Below are 15115 nucleotides of genomic sequence, written 5' to 3'. Positions count from 1 at the left end.
CTACATCGAGATGTTCTACAACCCGATCCGCCGGCATGGTTCCGCTGGCGGGGTGTCACCGGTAGAGTTCGAACGGCGCTACGCGCAACGCGGCAACTGAGTGTCTACGGAACTCTGGCCGGTCCAGAATCGAGCTCCAGCCCGCTGGCGAGAACAGATGCAAGGATTTCCACGCATGCTGCCACGCCCCACCAGGTGACGTTTCAGCATCAAGAATCACATAGGACAGCCCGCTGCGACGCAGGAAGTAGCCGGCCGAAAGACCCGCCTGGCCACCTCCGATCACCACCACATCGACGTTGTCCATCTGGACTTCCTCCCACCGCTGCACTCAGGCGGCGTTCTTGTGCTGCTGTTGATCGGAGATCTTGAGTGCATCCAGATAGCGCTCCGTGTCCAGTGCGGCCATGCAGCCGAAGCCGGCCGAGGTGATCGCCTGGCGATAGTGCTGGTCGGCCACGTCGCCGGCGGCGAACACGCCTTCCACCGAGGTCTGGGTGGCGTTGCCGCCCAGGCCCGAACGGATTTCCAGGTAGCCGTTGTTCATCGCCAGCTGGCCGTCGAACAGCTGGGTGTTCGGGTGGTGGCCGATGGCCACGAAGAAGCCGTGGGCATCGATGTCGCGGGTGCTGCCGTCCAGGGTCGACTTCACGCGCACGCCGGTCACGCCGGCCTCGTTGCCCAGCACTTCCTCCACCTGGTGGTGCCAGACGGTTTCGATCTTGCCGGCTTCCACCTTGGCGAACAGCTTGTCCTGCATGATCTTTTCCGCCTTGAGGGTGTCGCGGCGGTGGACCAGGTAGACCTTGCGGGCGATGTTGGACAGGTACAGCGCTTCTTCCACGGCAGTGTTGCCGCCGCCGACCACGACCACGTCCTGGTCACGGTAGAAGAAGCCGTCGCAGGTGGCGCAGGCGGAGACGCCGCGGCCCTTGAATTCGTCTTCGGTGGGAATGCCCAGGTATTTGGCGGTGGCGCCGGTGGCGATGATCAGCGCGTCGCAGGTGTATTCGGCGCTGTCGCCGATCAGCTTGAACGGACGCTGCTGCAGGTCGGCGGCATGGATGTGGTCGAAGATGACTTCCGTCTCGAAGCGCTCGGCGTGCGCCTGCATGCGCGCCATCAGGTCCGGGCCCATCAAGCCATGGGCGTCGCCCGGCCAGTTGTCCACTTCGGTGGTGGTCATCAGCTGGCCACCCTGCTGCAGGCCGGTGATGACGACCGGCTTCAGGTTGGCGCGGGCTGCGTAGACGGCAGCGGTCCAACCGGCCGGGCCGGAACCGAGGATCAGCAATGGAATGTGTCGGGTGGTGCTCATGGCTCAGCGGCTCCGTGCATCGGCAGGAAAGTAGCGCTTGCCCAGCCGCAGGGCGACATGGACCAGCAGGATCAGTACTGGCACTTCCACCAGCGGGCCGATGACGGCGGCGAACGCGACCGGCGAGGCCAGGCCGAAGGCCGCGATGGCTACCGCAATGGCCAGTTCGAAGTTGTTGCCGGCCGCGGTGAACGCGATCGCAGTAGTGCGTGGATAGTCCTTGGCGATCAGCTTGCCCATGAAGAAGCTGATGACGAACTGGATGATGAAGTACAGCGTCAGCGGGATCGCGATGCGTACCGCGTCCATCGGAATGCGCAGCACGTCACCGCCTTTCAGGCTGAACATCGCCACGATGGTGAACAGCAGTGCGGCGAGCGTTATCGGGCTGATAGCAGGCAGGAACTTCTCTTCATACCACTGCACGCCCTTGCGCGTCTTCAGCCATCGACTGGTGAGGAAGCCGGCCAAGAATGGGATGCCCAGGTAGATCAGAACCGCCTCGGCGATGGTCCAGACGCTGACATCGATGACGCTGCCCTGTAGCCCGAACACCGGCGGCAACCAGGAAAGGAAGAACCACGCGTAGACGCTGAACAGCGCGATCTGGAAGATCGAGTTGAATGCCACCAGGCCGGCCACGTACTGGCCGTCGCCGCGGGCGAGCTGGTTCCACACCAGCACCATGGCGATGCAGCGCGCCAGGCCGATCAGGATCAGGCCGGTCATGTACTCGGGGTAGTCGCGCAGGAACAGCACCGCCAGGCCGAACATCAGTAACGGGCCCACGATCCAGTTCTGCAGCAGCGAGAGCATCAGCACGCGCTTGTCGGCAAAGACGGTGGGCAGTTCCTCGTACTTCACCCTGGCCAGCGGCGGGTACATCATCAGGATCAGGCCAATGGCGATCGGGATGTTGGTCGACCCTACGGAAAGGCTGTTCAACGCGCTGGGCACGCCTTCGAACATCGCGCCCAGGCCGACGCCGAGCGCCATGGCGGCGAAGATCCACAGCGTCAGGTACCGGTCCAGAAACGACAGGCGGGAGGTGTCAGTGGTCATGGGGTTTTCCGGGAAGACGGTCAGTGGATCTGCGCAATCGGATCAAGCTGGGCCTTGAGAGACTCACGGTCATCCCATGCCCCGTCAGGAATCTCCAGGAAGGCCTTCAGGCGGGCCTTGATGATCTGATGCGCCCGGTCGAACGCTTCAGCCTTCTGTGCATCCGAGCCTTCCACACCGGCCGGGTCGAAAAGGCCCCAGTGCACGCGCACGAAATCGCCAAACACAACCGGGCACGCCTCGGCGGCCGCGCTGTCGCACACGGTGACGATCAGATCCATGGCAGCCGCATCCGCTTCGGCAAACTCGTCCCAGGACTTGCTGCGCAGGCCCTCCACCGGGAAGCCCTCGCGCTGCAATTGGGCAACGGCGAACGGATTGACCCGACCGGCTGGCTGGCTGCCTGCACTGAAGGACTGATAGCGGCCTTCGCCCCACTTTTTCAGGGTCGATTCGGCCAACACGCTGCGCGCGGAATTGCCGGTACAAAGGAACAGAACACGACGGGTCATTTTGGCGATCTCTGGGTAAGGGGTCAGCAGCCTGCGGGGCGTTCACAGGCCTGTTCGTCGGCACAGCAGTTTTCGGTGAGGTAGGCCACCAGCGCGTTCATCGCCACGAACTCGGCCCGGTAGCAGATGGTCCGGCCACGTTGCTCGGCGCTGATCAGTCCCGCAGCCAGTAGTTCCTTCAGGTGGAAGGAGAGCGTGGCGCCAGGCAAAGAGAGGGCCTGGGCAATGTCGCCGGCCAGCTTGCCGGCGCCGCCCGCCTGGACCAGAAGACGGAAGATCGACAGGCGGGTGGCATGACCCAGGGCTGCCAAGGCGTGGGTTGCGTTCTTATGTTCCATGATTCTAGAATAATCGAAGTAAATTGACAGGACAACCCCCGTGCAGCAGATCCCCAACGTGGTCCCGGGTGCCATGGACATTCCCACGGCCGCCAAGCTCAACGATCCGGCCGCGCAGCCACACCGGCCACGCATCCTGATCCTGTACGGGTCGCTGCGGCCGCAGTCGTTCAGTCGCAAGCTGGCGCTGGAGGCGCAGCGGCTGCTGGAGCAGCTTGGGGCGGAAACCCGCCTGTTCGATCCACATGAGCTGCCGATGCTTGACTCGGCGCCGGCCACCCACCCCAAGGTGCAGGAGCTGCGCCAGGCCTCGCTGTGGTCGGAAGGACACGTTTGGGTCAGCCCGGAACGCCACGGCACCCTTACGGCGGTATTCAAGAACCAGATCGACTGGCTGCCGCTCGAAGAGGGCAGCGTGCGACCCACCCAGGGCCGTACGCTGGCAGTGATGCAGGTCTGCGGCGGTTCCCAGTCGTTCAACGTGGTCAACGCGCTGCGCGTGCTCGGCCGGTGGATGCGGATGGTCACAATTCCGAACCAATCCTCGGTGGCCAAGGCCTGGCAGGAGTTCGATGACGACGGTCGAATGAAGCCTTCGGCGTACTACGATCGCGTGGTGGACGTGATGGAGGAACTGGTCAAGTTCACCCTGCTGGTGCGCGGGCGTAGTGACTACCTGGTGGACCGCTACAGCGAGCGCAAGGGGGCCGTCGAGGCGGCAGCGCTGGCCGCTGCCGCAGGCGTGGTGGAGACCGTTTTGAACCAAGAGGAAAGTGCGTGAACGCTGTCATCTATCACAACCCAAAGTGCGGCACCTCCCGCAATACCTTGGCGCTGATCCGCTTTGCCGGGATCGAGCCGGAAGTGATCGACTACCTGGCCAACCCACCCGGCCGCGCTCGTCTTGTCGAACTCATTACGGCGGCGGGGTTGAGCGTGCGCGATGCCATCCGGCAGAAGGGAACGCCGTATGACGAACTCGGGCTAGGCGACGCAGCGCTGAGCGACGACGCGCTGCTTGATGCGATGCTGGCGCAGCCGATACTCATCAATCGTCCTCTCGTACAAACCGATAGGGGTGCTCGTCTGTGCCGGCCTTCGGAAGTGGTGCTGGAGATCCTGCCGCCGCTGCCCGGACCATTCCGAAAGGAAGATGGAGAGTTGGTGACCGGGCACGCCGGAAGCTCGACGCCATGATCCCAGTGCGGGGCTGGGCTTGCCGTCGTTGAGAACCACAGGAGGTCATGCCCCATGTCGGCGCTCGATCCCACAACAAGCGACAGCGCGTGGCGCGTCTTCCTGGTGTTCGTGCGACTGGGACTGACTTCGTTCGGCGGCCCGATTGCCCACCTGAGCTATTTCCGCCACGAGTTCGTCGAACGCCGCCGTTGGCTGACGGACTGCAGCTACTCCGATCTGGTGGCCCTGTGCCAGTTACTGCCAGGCCCGGCCAGCAGCCAGGTAGGCATGGCGTTGGGCTTGCGCCGCGCTGGCTGGCCTGGCCTGTTGGCCGCTTGGGCTGGCTTTACGCTGCCTTCGGCCGTGCTGATGATCCTGTTCGCTTTGGGCGTTGCCAAATACCAGGGCATCGTTGAATCCGGCTGGCTGCATGGCCTGAAGATCGTGGCAGTTGCTGTGGTGGCCCACGCAGTATGGGGAATGGCCCGATCCCTGTGCCCGGACCGTCTACGGGCAGCAATGGCGTTCTTTGCGGCTGTGTTGACCTTGTCCATGCCCTCGGTCGCCGGCCAGATCGTGGTGATCATCGCCAGCGGACTGCTCGGTCGCTGGATGCTGAATATCGAACCGGCTTCCGGCCAATCAGACCGCGGCTATTCCGTCTCGCGAAGGACTGGCTCGGTGGCACTAGTGCTACTGGTGCTGCCGCTTGTTCTGCTGCCTTTGTGGGCCGTGGCTAGCGGCTGCCCCTTGGCCGTGCTGTTGGATGGGGTGTACCGCGCTGGCGCCTTGGTCTTCGGCGGCGGCCATGTCGTGCTGCCGTTGATGCAGACCGCGGTCGTCCAGAGCGGCACCGTGAGCACGGCGGATCTCCTCGCCGGGTACGGTGCGACGCAGGCGGTGCCGGGCCCTCTCTTCTCCTTTGCAGCATACCTGGGGGCTATGGCCGAGGGGCCGCTGGGTGGCTGGGCAGGCGGCCTTGCGCTGTTGGTGGTCATTTTCCTGCCAGCCCTTCTTGTGCTCGTGGGGGTGCTGCCGTTCTGGGAGTCCCTGCGCCCCCGCAGGGATCTCCAAGCTTCGATTGCAGGCGTCAATGCCGGGGTGGTCGGCATCCTGTTGGCGGCGTTGTATGACCCGGTGTGGACGAGCGCGATCCATGACCGATGGGATGTCGCGATGGCGTTGGTTGCGTTTGGGCTACTGGTCGTTGCGCGTGCTCCGCCGGTCCTAGTCGTGTTGCTGGCTGCCGTGGCGGGTTGGGCGATGACGGGATAGCGCCGCCAGGACGGTCAGGAGCGTCTCGGCAGCGCAACCTGATGTCCGCTTCTGGCCGGAAGTCGCCAGTGACCGGGGCAGCGGATTAGAAAGATTTATCGGGGGCAGGCCGGCCAGGCTGCGCCCCCACTCGCGACCGGCGGCGGGCTAACCCCCGGCTTCCAATGGCGTCTCACGTCCTGAACCTAGCGCGGCGTACCGTGCCGGCATGGAACTGCGCTGGCATCCGATTACTGGCCCCGCCGGCCCCGGCGAACCGGACGCCCTGTACGTGGCCGGGCGCGAGGCCGCGCGCATAGTCGAGCGTCTGGACGGCACCTGGTTTGCGCTGCTGCGCTACCCCGGCCGAAAGCCGGTAATGCGCAGCTGCACCGACTACCCCACGGGCCGGGCCGGGATCGAAGCTTGGGCGCGTCGACACCAACGCTCGCTGGAAGTGGACGCGCAACGGCGCGACCTGGAGTGGCTGGCCACGCAGACATGGCGCGGCGAGGCGGCCGTGCGGGCACGGGCAGCGCTGGCAGCCCTGCGATAGGCTTGTCGCCATGTTCTACTCCGCCATGGTCCTGGCCGACCTCATGAAGCTGGAACGCTTGTATGGCGCCCGGGTTGATGAGGCGTTCTATGAGCAGACCGTCAAGGTCCGCTGGTTGGAGGAGTTGGGGAAGCTACCCAAGGCCTGACCTGCCCCCACTGAGCCGTACAGCTGAAGCTGTGAAGTCCGTCAAATGGGGCGAGCCCGTTGGAAGGTGGAGACTTTCCGGGCTGACCCCAATAGAGCATGTGAGCCATCTATGCGCGTTTATCTGGACGACGAAAGGCCGACACCCGAGGGCTGGGTCGGTGTGCACTGGCCAGAGGAGGCCGTTTCGCTCCTGGAGGGAGGGCAGGTCACCGAGATCAGCCTTGATCATGACCTTGGGGACGACCGGCGTGGTACCGGATACGACGTGATTGCCTGGATCGAGGAGGCGGTGGTCCTGCGCGGCTTCAGTCCACCGGGGATTCGCGTGCACTCTGCCAACCCGTCCGCGCGTGACCGAATGGAGGCGGGGATAGCGGCCATTGCCCGGCTTTCCGGCATGCAGGTGGGTGGCTAGGATCTCACCCTCGCAACGTCTTTCAGGAGGGCGAGCGTGGCGCTCGCATTCGTTGCGATTGGCGTTGCAGGACGCACCAAGAACGCACCACTGCGCCGAAATTCCTGTTAGGTCCTGGCAGTTCCCACGAGGTGTGGTAAGGTGCAATTGTGCCTTATAGGGCAGGGGCTTAGGCAGTTCCGCCGGCCTTGAATTGTGTGTTGATTCAATGGGTTGGAAGCGGTTTGGCCGGGTTGATCATGTCCAGCGTGAGCTGGCCCGACCGGATGCCTTCGCGGTAGCGCTCGACCCTGTCGGCCTTCATGGCCGTATAGCGGTCGCTGTCGTCTTCACCAGTTCCTTTGCGGTCCGGTGGCGTGATCATGGAGACTCTTCCGGGTGCAGAATCTTGTGAAGGATTAGCGTGCGCGCCCAACTGGGAGTGCCGATGCGACCGGTGACAGCTAGCCAAGCCTGGCGCAGTGCCTCGGCGTCCACCATGGCGTGATGCCGACGTGCGGCAGCGTCCGGATGGCCGACGAAATAGTCCTCCACCAACATGACCAGCATTCCCTCCTTGAGCATGCGCGTCATCACCGGTTGCGGTAGTGGCCCGCAGGCCTGGGCCTGTTCGTCGGGCAGGTCGAAGCCGGCCAAGGCGTAAGTCAGGAGGGAGAAGTCGTTGGGGTAATCGGCCAGCACCATCGGCTCCTGCGCAGCGGCCAAGAAAGCGCGGAGCCCGCAGGTAAAAGCTTGGTCGCAGATTGCCGTATTGCCGCGCTCCAGCAGCGGATAGACCACGTTCTTGACGAAATCGGTTGGATGCTCGGGAAGTGGGTTACGCTCGGCATAGAAGCGATGGAGGCCGTCTGCGCTGATCAGCGCCAGGCTGACAAGCTCCGAGCCGATCACGTCGGCCCATTCGGTGTCCAGGAAGAAGTACATCAGCCAACCCCCTCATTGACGTAGCACCAAGCCCAGCGCAAGGCCTCCGCGTCGACCGCGGCGTGGTGCCGGAAGCGCCTGGCCTCCGGCCGCTGCTCGAAGTAGGTCTCCACTTGGCCACGCACATCGGACTGGTCCATGAAAATGGGCACCCAATCGGCGGGCGGGGAAGCGCTCGACAGGATCCGACCTAAGAGAGCGTGATCATTGGGGTGATCAGCGATCACCGCCGGCGATTGGAAGCTCGCCAGGAAGGCCCGCACGCGCTCGACCAGCTCTGCGTCGCGCAGGGTGCTCGGACCGCGCTCCAGCAGCGGATAGACGACGTGCTCGACGAACTCCGAGCCCGGCGGGGGTAGCGGATCGCGCTCGACGTAGAGCCTGCGCTGGCCGTCCTGGCTGACCAGCGCCAGGCTCACCAGCTTGGTTCCGTCGAGGTCAGCCCACTCGGTATCAAGGAAGACGTTGACCGCCGGCATCGTCAGACCTCCACGACCAGGTTGGGGTCGAAGCTCGGGTTCCCATTCCTGCTCCGCTGGAAGCTTCCTGGATAGCCGAGGGGGTTGCAGATCACCCGACCGCGGCCAATCCGGTAGTCATGCGAGTGATGGGTGTGCCCGTGGACCCACAGATCGACGTTATCCACCAGGTGATCGAGGTGGCTGGCGTAGGCAGAAGACAGCGGGTCGGCCTGGAAGCCGGATGAGATCGAGAGTGCCGAGGGCGCCATGTGGGTGACCACCACGGTGGGCCCCTCGAACGGCTCGGCGATGCGCTCCTTCAGCCAGGCTGCGTGCTCGATGTGCCAGCGCTGGGTGTCGTTGGGCTGCAGGGACCGATCCCCCCGCCCGACCTTGATCCGCTGGTAGTCGTTGATCATGCGGGTCGCCACCGTCTTCCGGTGCGCGGCTTGGTCCTTGCCATGCAGCCGGAAGTCGGCCCAGAGCGTGGCACCCAGGAAGCGGACGCCGTCGATGACCATCTCACGGCCTTCCAGGTAGTGGATGTGCCCGGAAGCCGCACAGGTCGCGGCGAGGTCTCGCCTGACCCCGTCCAGGTTGTGGCCGTAACCTTCATGGTTGCCCGAAACGTAAACAACTGGCAGCCCGGGGAAGGTGGCCTCGATCCAGGTCACGGCCCGCGTTCCTTCATCGATATCACCAGCCAGAATCACGACGTCAGGCCGGGAGACGGCGGGATCGATCTTCGGAAAGGGATCAGACCAGTAGGCCTCGCGGACTTTGCCTGGCGGGTACCAGAGCTCGCGGTGAAGGTCGGACAGGATCAGCATCCGCATGATCAGATCTCAACCACCAGGTTGGGATCGAAGGCGACATTCTCCGGCGGACCATCACGACCCCTGGGGTAGCCCAGCGGATTGCAGACCACCCGGCCCCGGCCAATGCGGTAGTCAAATGAAGTGTGCGTGTGGCCATGGATCCACAGGTCGGCTTGCTCCACCAGATGGTCCAGGTGGGACGCGAAGGCCGCCGAGATGATGTCGCCCTTGTACTCTTCCGGGACCGATTTCTCGGAAGGGGCCATGTGGGTGATCACCACGGTGGGGCCATCGAAGGGCTCGGACAGCCGCTCAGTCAGCCATGTGCGATCGGCGAAGTGCCACTGTTTGGTATCCGAGGGCCTCAGCTTTCGATAGCCCTGGCTGGCAAGCCTGATGCGCCGATAGTCATTCATCTTGGTGCCGACATCGCAGATCACCGCTGGGTACAGCTCACGGCCATAGAGCATGAAGTCCGTCCACAGCGTGGCCCCCAGGAATCTCACTCCTTCGATCCAGACCTCACGCCGGTTCAAGTAGTGGATGTGGCCCGTGGCTCGGCAGAGCACGTCGAGCTTGCGCTGCACGTCATCCAGGTTCTCGCCGTAGCCCTCATGGTTGCCGCTGACATAGAGCACCGGCAGCCCGGGGAAGGTCTCATCTGCCCACGTCACTGCGGCAATGCCGACATCAATGTCGCCCGCCAGCACCACCAAGTCCGGGCGCGAGACGGATAGGTCGATCACGGGGAACTGGTCAACCCAGCCCTCCCAGTAGGTCTGGCCGGGCGGATACCAGACTTCGCGGTGCAGGTCGGACAGGATCAGCAGGCGCACAGGATCATTTCCTGTGGTCCGACAGCATGATGATCTCGGCCGAGGTGGGAATATCGGTCAGGAGGGCAGTGGCGGCAGCCAATGCAGCGGGACAGACGCCCGGTGGCGGGTCTCCTTCAATGTAGAGCCCGATACCCATTTCTAGTGCTTCTTCCCATGTGAGGAAATCAGGGGGCGGCGGTGCAGGGAAGGCGATGATCTTTGTCATGGCTACTCGCGCGCATGCGGAAGGATGAAGGAGGCGGCCTGCTGTGCCGGTTTGGTGCCCCTGGCCGGACTCGAACCGGCACAAGCCGCTTATCTGGCGCTGACGGGATATAAATCCGCTGCTCTACCCATTGAGCTACAGGGGCCTGATCGTTGCGATCACGCCGCTATTCGCGTGGGAGTGTGGAAGTCGCCAAACATGGACGTGGGCTGATTCGCTGAGTGTTCTGCGTTGATACGCCCCATCCTAAGCCTCATTTCCAGAAAAAGGCAACCATCAAATGCAAGTCATTAGCCTGGTGTGGCGGCCGCATAAGTGTTTGTTAATTCTATTAATATGCGGTATTCTGTAACCGCCTCGGTCGTTCCAAGGCATTAAAATGCAAGTCGATAAGGTGGCGAATGGCCAAGCACCGTGGCATGGAAGAGAAGATCCGGATCGTGGCCGAGGCCATGGCTGGCGACCGCGAGGTCAAGGAGGTCGCCAGGCGATACGGAATCAACGAAGCAACCCTGCATCGCTGGAAGGTGAGATTCCCTCGGGCACCGGAAGCATGTGCGTTGCGCAATGCGGGCCGGCATACGGCGTACATGGAGCTGCTAGCCGAGATGGAGGTTGCAGCGGGCGGCAAGGCCTCAGTCGATAGCGTTTTTGATCCTGAGCTAGACCACAACCCGCCAGATCTGGATGCGGACTATTTGCAATGGGAGCAGCGGAAGAACGAGCAGGCTGAAGCCGAGCTGCAGGAGCGCACTCGCGCTTCCGATGTCCCGCCCATAGCCTGGATGTCCGCAGTGAGGTGGTCGCCTGGCCTGGTTGTGCGGGTTCACGGAAATCTGCCCAGGGAGGACGACGTGCTCCTGCAGATCGCGCTTCCGAAGGGCTTGCACGATCGCCTGAGCCGACAGAAGGAAGGGAGCTTGAACCGTGTGATCACTGGCCTGATTGGCTATGCGCTGGATCAGCTCGACGAGGAGGGGGCCACCCTGCACGTGTACGACCGGCGCAAGCAAGCGCCGGTTCTCAAGGAGCCCAGGGTCAAGGCCATCGGAGGACTGCAGGCCAAGCAGCGCTTTCTTGCAAGGAGGGGTAACGATTGACCGAGTGGTCCCCAAGGACTAGTTTCCGGGTCAATGGCATAGGACAGGGGCTCCCCATGACTTCTCTCTACGGCGGTACTTACAGCGACGGCATGCTGATGGAGCGTGCCGCCCAGGCGCAGACCAATCTGCGGCATAGCCGGGACATGGCCGATGCCGACAGTGCGATTGCCTCGTGGAAGCGGCACTGCGCGAAGCTGGAGGCGCGGATCAATGGGCTGCAGGCGGAGCTCACGGGCATGAATATCGCACATGCCGTCAATCTGGAGGCGTTGAAGACTGTGCAGGACGAGCTCGCGAAGGCCGACCCGAAGAACCCCTTAGGTGACTTCGAGAAGGTGCGAGGGGCACGCGTAGGCGAGATCAGGAAGCGTACGCATGCGGAAGGCCTCTACTTCGATGAGGTCGAGAAGCGCGTCAAGAGGCGATAGTTCTTCGGCTACTTTGTGAAACAGAAAAGGCCCGCTTCGGCGGGCCTTTTCTGTTTGAATCGTGTGACTCTACTGTTCTTGTCCGCCGCTCTGCGCATGCGCGCCTTGCCCTGAATCCCCTCCGCCCCCACTGCTCTTCTTGCCGCCGCCTTCCGACGGCGCATGCTCGCTTCCCTTCCTTCCGCCGCCCTCGCCGCCAGGCGTCACCACATTCATGGCGTGGCTGCCAGCGTGGATGAACGCCTGCTGGGACTCGCGGCCTTCGCTGTCAGCGATGCCATTCATGCCCACGGCCGAGCCCATCTAGCGAAAGGTGGTGTCGGGGATGTAGTTGATGAGCGAGAACACCGAATGCAGCAGCATTTGCAGACATTCTCGCTACTACGCAGTGGTGGGCCCGGTGCGCTTGTTGCCCTGCAGGGAGGAGCTATACGTCGTGGCAGTTGCCCGCACGCGTGCCACCAGGGCCGGATCGGGGCTGAGCCGGGTAGATCCCCGCCCCGTGCTCTTGCGGGCGTAGTGGGTGGTCGCCGTACGGCTGGAGCCGTGCCCCATCGCGGCGGCGATCTGCTCGGGATTGCGACCCACGGACTTCATGTCGGCAATGGCCTGATGGCGGAACGTATAGAAAGAAGGATAGGAGGGCCGGGCACCAAGCGCAGTCTCGGCTGCCCGGCGAAGACAGGCCTTCAGGTTCCTGAGGAACTTCGCCTCGTCCTGGCCGGCAGTGCTTGCCAAGTACACCGGCCAAGACAGGATCAGTGCCTTCTCGTTGTCGGTCAGGCCAACCGCGCGGACCTTCCGGAACTCGCCCAGTCCCCGGCCATTCGTGATCTTGGAACAGCGAATGTTCAGCTCGATGCTGCCGTCGGGCAAGGAAGCGGTCCGGAGGCCGATAAGCTCGCTCGGACGCATGCCGAAAATATTCAGCAGCGTGATAGCGGCGAGCGTGGCTCCGGCGATCCTGGAGTGGGACGCCAGACGGAGCAGGCGGGCCTCGATTTTCCTGAGATCGCCTTTCGATATCGTGCGCGACTTCTTCGAGCTCGTGTTGCTGCCCCGCTTTCTGCACCCGGCCGAAGAGGTGGCTCCAAGCCGCTCCATGGCTTCATGGAATCCTGGTCCACGGTACCTGTCTGGGGAACTGCTTATCAGAAGGTGCAGGCAGTGCACGACTGCTGCTTTGCGGAGCCTGAAGGTAGCTGCGCTCATGTTGCCTCTGCCGTCGACCAGTGCATCCATCATCTCGACCATCGTCTGGTGGCGTCTAACGAGATTGGTGAATATGCCAAGGTAGGTCCTCTTCGTGGTGTCGCTGCAGGATTGTGGTGGCGGAAACGTCATCTTGTTCTCCCTATTTACATCGATAACTTCAGTTCTTGATGCGGCTGGCCGAATGGGTGTTTCGATTGCGCAGGCCGACTTGTCAGCCTCATCCGTATTTGTGTTTCATGGGCGTCGCCTCCTTTCAATTCCCCACGTTACTTGCATGGCCGCGGAACACTGTTCCTGCCGAACAAGTAACGCGCTGTGCAATGTGGAAACCAGATCCGACTCGCTAGCTTGCACGCACATATCACTTGCGGAGCGGGCGCTATCGGGTTTCTTCCTCAGGCTGGCCTCGATTCTGCTGGCTCCGACGCTTACGATTCGGTGGCGACTGCCAGGATGTTGCGATCTGGCGTAAATCCCGTAGCGCGCATCACGCCCCGGAACACGAATGTCGTGGGAGATTTGGTGCCACGCTTCCCATCATCAACTGAATCAGGCTGTCGTCGGCCTTCACCTAGGCGGATCGCTATGGAGCCCTTGGAGGTGTCGTGGCGACCCTAGGGGATCAGTCGATGGGATTGGGCGCTGCATCGGGATGCGACAAATTTTCCAACCTATACAGAGGTTGGAAAGTTAGACGCGACGATGCTACTTCGAAGTCCGAGCCATTACTCGATATCGGTCAATGTCACGTCACGTCACGTCACGTCACGTCATGGAATGTCACGTGACGTGAAATTTACTCTGTGGCCATGGGCTGCGGAATCTGCTTGACGTGGTCGCTTTGTTGCGCACACGATTGATGTCGAATGGCCTGGCGGATCGTTCCAAGCATCCATCGTTGGCGTTGGCAGCTTGGGATCGGCCTCGGCAGCCAGGATACGCGGTGATGGCGGATGGTTACAGGTGACATTCCAATCAGGGCGGCAACCTCGACTGCTCCGACAAGGGTGTCATCCTTGAGCTCCTGGAGTTTCAGGAGTAGGTCGTAGTCGCGCGTGGATCTTGTGGTCATTTCTGCATCAGTCGTGTGCGGATGCCAGATGCTGCGGTAGTCGCGATGCGAAGTAAGCGGGGTGTTTATGATTTCGACGTGAATGCGATGCGTCCCTGGAGGGCATAGATGCGCATCAACCTGCGTCGTTAAGGGGATACGGTAATGATCTTGAAGGAAGAGCTGAGAGAACATCAGACGTTTGCCGAGTTCCTGTGCTGGGCATTGGCTGTGCACCTGTTCAGGGGGAAGGGCCGCAACAATCTTGTCCTTCCTCCTTCGCTTCAGGATGACTTCTTCGCACGTTTGGAAAGGATCCATGGGCGGCGGAAGGAAATTCTGGATAAGTGCTTTCCCGGCATGGACACCGGAACGTTTGACGACTATCGGAAGGGTCGTCTGCTCATGGATATTCCTACCTGGAATAACCATGTTCTACGCTTAGGAAATGGCGGTGAACTTGGGCCTTGTGATGTAGCGGATCTTCGAAGAAATGTGCGCAACCTGGAGAGCGCACATGCAGCGTTGGTGCAGTGTCGAAGCGTGTTCAGTAAGAAGACGTGGGGCCGTCTGGTCGATCACAAGGGGCGCATGCTCTTTTCATGGCCTGTTCCGGGTGAGAGGTTCGTCCAACAGGAACTCGGACAGCGCCAGCCGAAGCCATGGTCGGTCACGGAAGACTTTCTTGAGCGTGGGCCAAAGTCGATCCCGGCCCTTGAAGCGAAGGTGGTGAAGTGGTGGCCGGATCGCTGTCCCCTTGTATGGAGAATCGCGATCACCCCTTATCCAATGCGCTTCGACAAGAAGCCGCGTGCAACCGGACAATGGGCTGTTCGGCTAGTCATGGATCCGTTCGAGGCGGTGTACGCCAAGATGAAGGAGACCGAGAGGTACAGGCGCTTGCCGCCTGAGTGGGGAAGCTGCCACTACGAGGAAACTCTCGAGATGATGCGGGCACAGAGTCCGATGTTCGCCCGTCCCTAGTCGGCGTTGCGGCGCTGGCGACGTCTGCGAGGCGTTCGCCGGTCCAAGGGTGCAGTTGTGAATCAGCACCAAGACTTCTTGCTCCCATCCCAGCGATGGGCAAGCCCCTCCCGGATCAGGCGATCTCCAATCGACTCTCCATCCCGGACTACCAGGCGCAGCTTGCGTCCGTACCTGGGTAATCCCCCCGGCTGTTAGCTGACGCCAGAAGTGGAATTTTCTCGTACCCTTTTCCGAGGAGGTTCCATGAAGAAGTCCCGCTTCACCGACAGCCAGATCATCGCCGTGCTCAAGCAGGCCGAG

Annotated in this window: 22 protein-coding genes and 1 tRNA gene; 9 read left to right on the top strand and 14 right to left on the bottom strand. The window is 62.4% G+C overall.

Features of this window, described 5'->3' with window-relative positions; translation table 11 throughout:
- Positions 1–55 precede the first annotated feature (55 nt).
- The 5 genes from CSC62_RS16645 to CSC62_RS16625 are packed head-to-tail and all read right to left on the bottom strand — an operon-like array spanning position 56 to position 3230.
- On the bottom strand, positions 56–307 hold the full coding sequence (locus CSC62_RS16645; protein ID WP_246194517.1) for an FAD-dependent oxidoreductase: 252 nt from the start codon (positions 305–307) through the stop codon (positions 56–58).
- A 24-nt stretch (positions 308–331) separates the two neighbouring features.
- The gene (gene trxB, locus CSC62_RS16640; protein ID WP_162407801.1) at positions 332–1318 is read right to left on the bottom strand and encodes a thioredoxin-disulfide reductase; all 987 of its coding nucleotides are present in this window, start codon (positions 1316–1318) and stop codon (positions 332–334) included.
- A gap of 3 nt (positions 1319–1321) precedes the next feature.
- On the bottom strand, positions 1322–2380 hold the full coding sequence (gene arsB, locus CSC62_RS16635; protein ID WP_162407800.1) for an ACR3 family arsenite efflux transporter: 1059 nt from the start codon (positions 2378–2380) through the stop codon (positions 1322–1324).
- 20 nt (positions 2381–2400) lie between these two features.
- Positions 2401–2892 carry an arsenate reductase ArsC gene (locus tag CSC62_RS16630; protein WP_162407799.1) on the bottom strand — a complete coding sequence of 164 codons (492 nt, stop codon included), beginning with the start codon at positions 2890–2892 and terminating at the stop codon, positions 2401–2403.
- 23 nt (positions 2893–2915) lie between these two features.
- A complete protein-coding gene (locus tag CSC62_RS16625; protein WP_049402943.1) occupies positions 2916–3230 on the bottom strand; it encodes an ArsR/SmtB family transcription factor in 315 nt (104 codons plus the stop codon).
- Between the two features lie 40 nt (positions 3231–3270).
- Between CSC62_RS16625 and arsH the strand changes: the two genes are divergently transcribed.
- The 6 genes from arsH to CSC62_RS16595 all read left to right on the top strand — a co-directional run bounded on the left by arsH (position 3271) and on the right by CSC62_RS16595 (position 6784).
- Positions 3271–4011, top strand: coding sequence for an arsenical resistance protein ArsH (arsH, locus tag CSC62_RS16620; protein WP_049402944.1), 741 nt, complete (start codon positions 3271–3273; stop codon positions 4009–4011).
- Positions 4008–4427 carry an arsenate reductase (glutaredoxin) gene (gene arsC / locus CSC62_RS16615; protein ID WP_162407798.1) on the top strand — a complete coding sequence of 140 codons (420 nt, stop codon included), beginning with the start codon at positions 4008–4010 and terminating at the stop codon, positions 4425–4427. The genes arsH and arsC overlap by 4 nt, the downstream gene beginning before the upstream one ends.
- Before the next feature lie 54 nt (positions 4428–4481).
- Positions 4482–5684: a chromate efflux transporter gene (gene chrA, locus CSC62_RS16610; protein WP_162407797.1), complete on the top strand. Its 1203-nt coding sequence runs from the start codon at positions 4482–4484 to the stop codon at positions 5682–5684.
- Between the two features lie 208 nt (positions 5685–5892).
- Positions 5893–6219 (top strand): hypothetical protein, encoded by a 327-nt coding sequence (locus tag CSC62_RS16605; RefSeq protein ID WP_162407796.1) that lies wholly within the window; start codon positions 5893–5895, stop codon positions 6217–6219.
- A 10-nt stretch (positions 6220–6229) separates the two neighbouring features.
- Complete coding sequence (locus tag CSC62_RS16600; RefSeq protein WP_162407795.1) at positions 6230–6367, top strand: hypothetical protein; 138 nt, start codon at positions 6230–6232, stop codon at positions 6365–6367.
- Between the two features lie 111 nt (positions 6368–6478).
- Entirely contained in the window at positions 6479–6784 is a 306-nt protein-coding gene (locus CSC62_RS16595) for a cyclic-phosphate processing receiver domain-containing protein (RefSeq protein WP_162407794.1), read from the top strand.
- Between the two features lie 205 nt (positions 6785–6989).
- Here CSC62_RS16595 and CSC62_RS16590 read toward each other — a convergent pair whose 3' ends face one another.
- From CSC62_RS16590 to CSC62_RS16560, 7 genes are all read right to left on the bottom strand, one after another.
- Positions 6990–7148, bottom strand: a complete 159-nt coding sequence (locus CSC62_RS16590) for a hypothetical protein (protein ID WP_162407793.1) — start codon at positions 7146–7148, stop codon at positions 6990–6992.
- Positions 7145–7708: a 3'-5' exoribonuclease gene (locus tag CSC62_RS16585; RefSeq protein ID WP_162407792.1), complete on the bottom strand. Its 564-nt coding sequence runs from the start codon at positions 7706–7708 to the stop codon at positions 7145–7147. Before CSC62_RS16585 ends, CSC62_RS16590 begins: the two co-directional genes overlap by 4 nt.
- On the bottom strand, positions 7708–8187 hold the full coding sequence (locus CSC62_RS16580; protein ID WP_162407791.1) for a 3'-5' exoribonuclease: 480 nt from the start codon (positions 8185–8187) through the stop codon (positions 7708–7710). The genes CSC62_RS16585 and CSC62_RS16580 overlap by 1 nt, the downstream gene beginning before the upstream one ends.
- 2 nt (positions 8188–8189) lie before the next feature.
- Positions 8190–8999 carry a metallophosphoesterase gene (locus CSC62_RS16575; protein WP_211369032.1) on the bottom strand — a complete coding sequence of 270 codons (810 nt, stop codon included), beginning with the start codon at positions 8997–8999 and terminating at the stop codon, positions 8190–8192.
- 8 nt (positions 9000–9007) lie between these two features.
- Positions 9008–9823 (bottom strand): metallophosphoesterase, encoded by an 816-nt coding sequence (locus CSC62_RS16570; protein ID WP_162407789.1) that lies wholly within the window; start codon positions 9821–9823, stop codon positions 9008–9010.
- A 4-nt stretch (positions 9824–9827) separates the two neighbouring features.
- Positions 9828–10031 carry a hypothetical protein gene (locus tag CSC62_RS16565; RefSeq protein ID WP_162407788.1) on the bottom strand — a complete coding sequence of 68 codons (204 nt, stop codon included), beginning with the start codon at positions 10029–10031 and terminating at the stop codon, positions 9828–9830.
- Between the two features lie 52 nt (positions 10032–10083).
- Positions 10084–10176, bottom strand: a tRNA-Ile gene (locus tag CSC62_RS16560).
- Positions 10177–10450: 274 nt separating this feature from the next.
- Here CSC62_RS16560 and CSC62_RS16555 point away from each other — a divergent pair.
- Together CSC62_RS16555 and CSC62_RS16550 are read left to right on the top strand one after the other, a co-directional pair.
- A complete protein-coding gene (locus CSC62_RS16555; protein ID WP_162407787.1) occupies positions 10451–11131 on the top strand; it encodes a transposase in 681 nt (226 codons plus the stop codon).
- Positions 11132–11187: 56 nt separating this feature from the next.
- Positions 11188–11562 (top strand): hypothetical protein, encoded by a 375-nt coding sequence (locus tag CSC62_RS16550; RefSeq protein ID WP_162407786.1) that lies wholly within the window; start codon positions 11188–11190, stop codon positions 11560–11562.
- Between the two features lie 69 nt (positions 11563–11631).
- Here the strand turns inward: CSC62_RS16550 and CSC62_RS16545 are convergent, their stop codons facing one another.
- Both CSC62_RS16545 and CSC62_RS16540 read right to left on the bottom strand, forming a co-directional pair.
- Positions 11632–11847 carry a hypothetical protein gene (locus CSC62_RS16545; RefSeq protein WP_162407785.1) on the bottom strand — a complete coding sequence of 72 codons (216 nt, stop codon included), beginning with the start codon at positions 11845–11847 and terminating at the stop codon, positions 11632–11634.
- A gap of 96 nt (positions 11848–11943) precedes the next feature.
- Positions 11944–12816: a site-specific integrase gene (locus CSC62_RS16540; RefSeq protein WP_162407784.1), complete on the bottom strand. Its 873-nt coding sequence runs from the start codon at positions 12814–12816 to the stop codon at positions 11944–11946.
- A gap of 1177 nt (positions 12817–13993) precedes the next feature.
- On the opposite strand from CSC62_RS16540, the gene CSC62_RS16535 reads away from it, so the two are divergent.
- Positions 13994–14812: a hypothetical protein gene (locus tag CSC62_RS16535; RefSeq protein ID WP_162407783.1), complete on the top strand. Its 819-nt coding sequence runs from the start codon at positions 13994–13996 to the stop codon at positions 14810–14812.
- Positions 14813–15115 lie beyond the last annotated feature (303 nt).

The sequence above is a fragment of the Pseudoxanthomonas jiangsuensis genome, from assembly GCF_010093185.1.
Taxonomy (GTDB): Bacteria; Pseudomonadota; Gammaproteobacteria; order Xanthomonadales; family Xanthomonadaceae; genus Pseudoxanthomonas; species Pseudoxanthomonas jiangsuensis.
The sequence above is the reverse complement of the archived record's forward strand: the minus strand, read 5'-3'. Positions and strand labels throughout refer to the sequence as shown.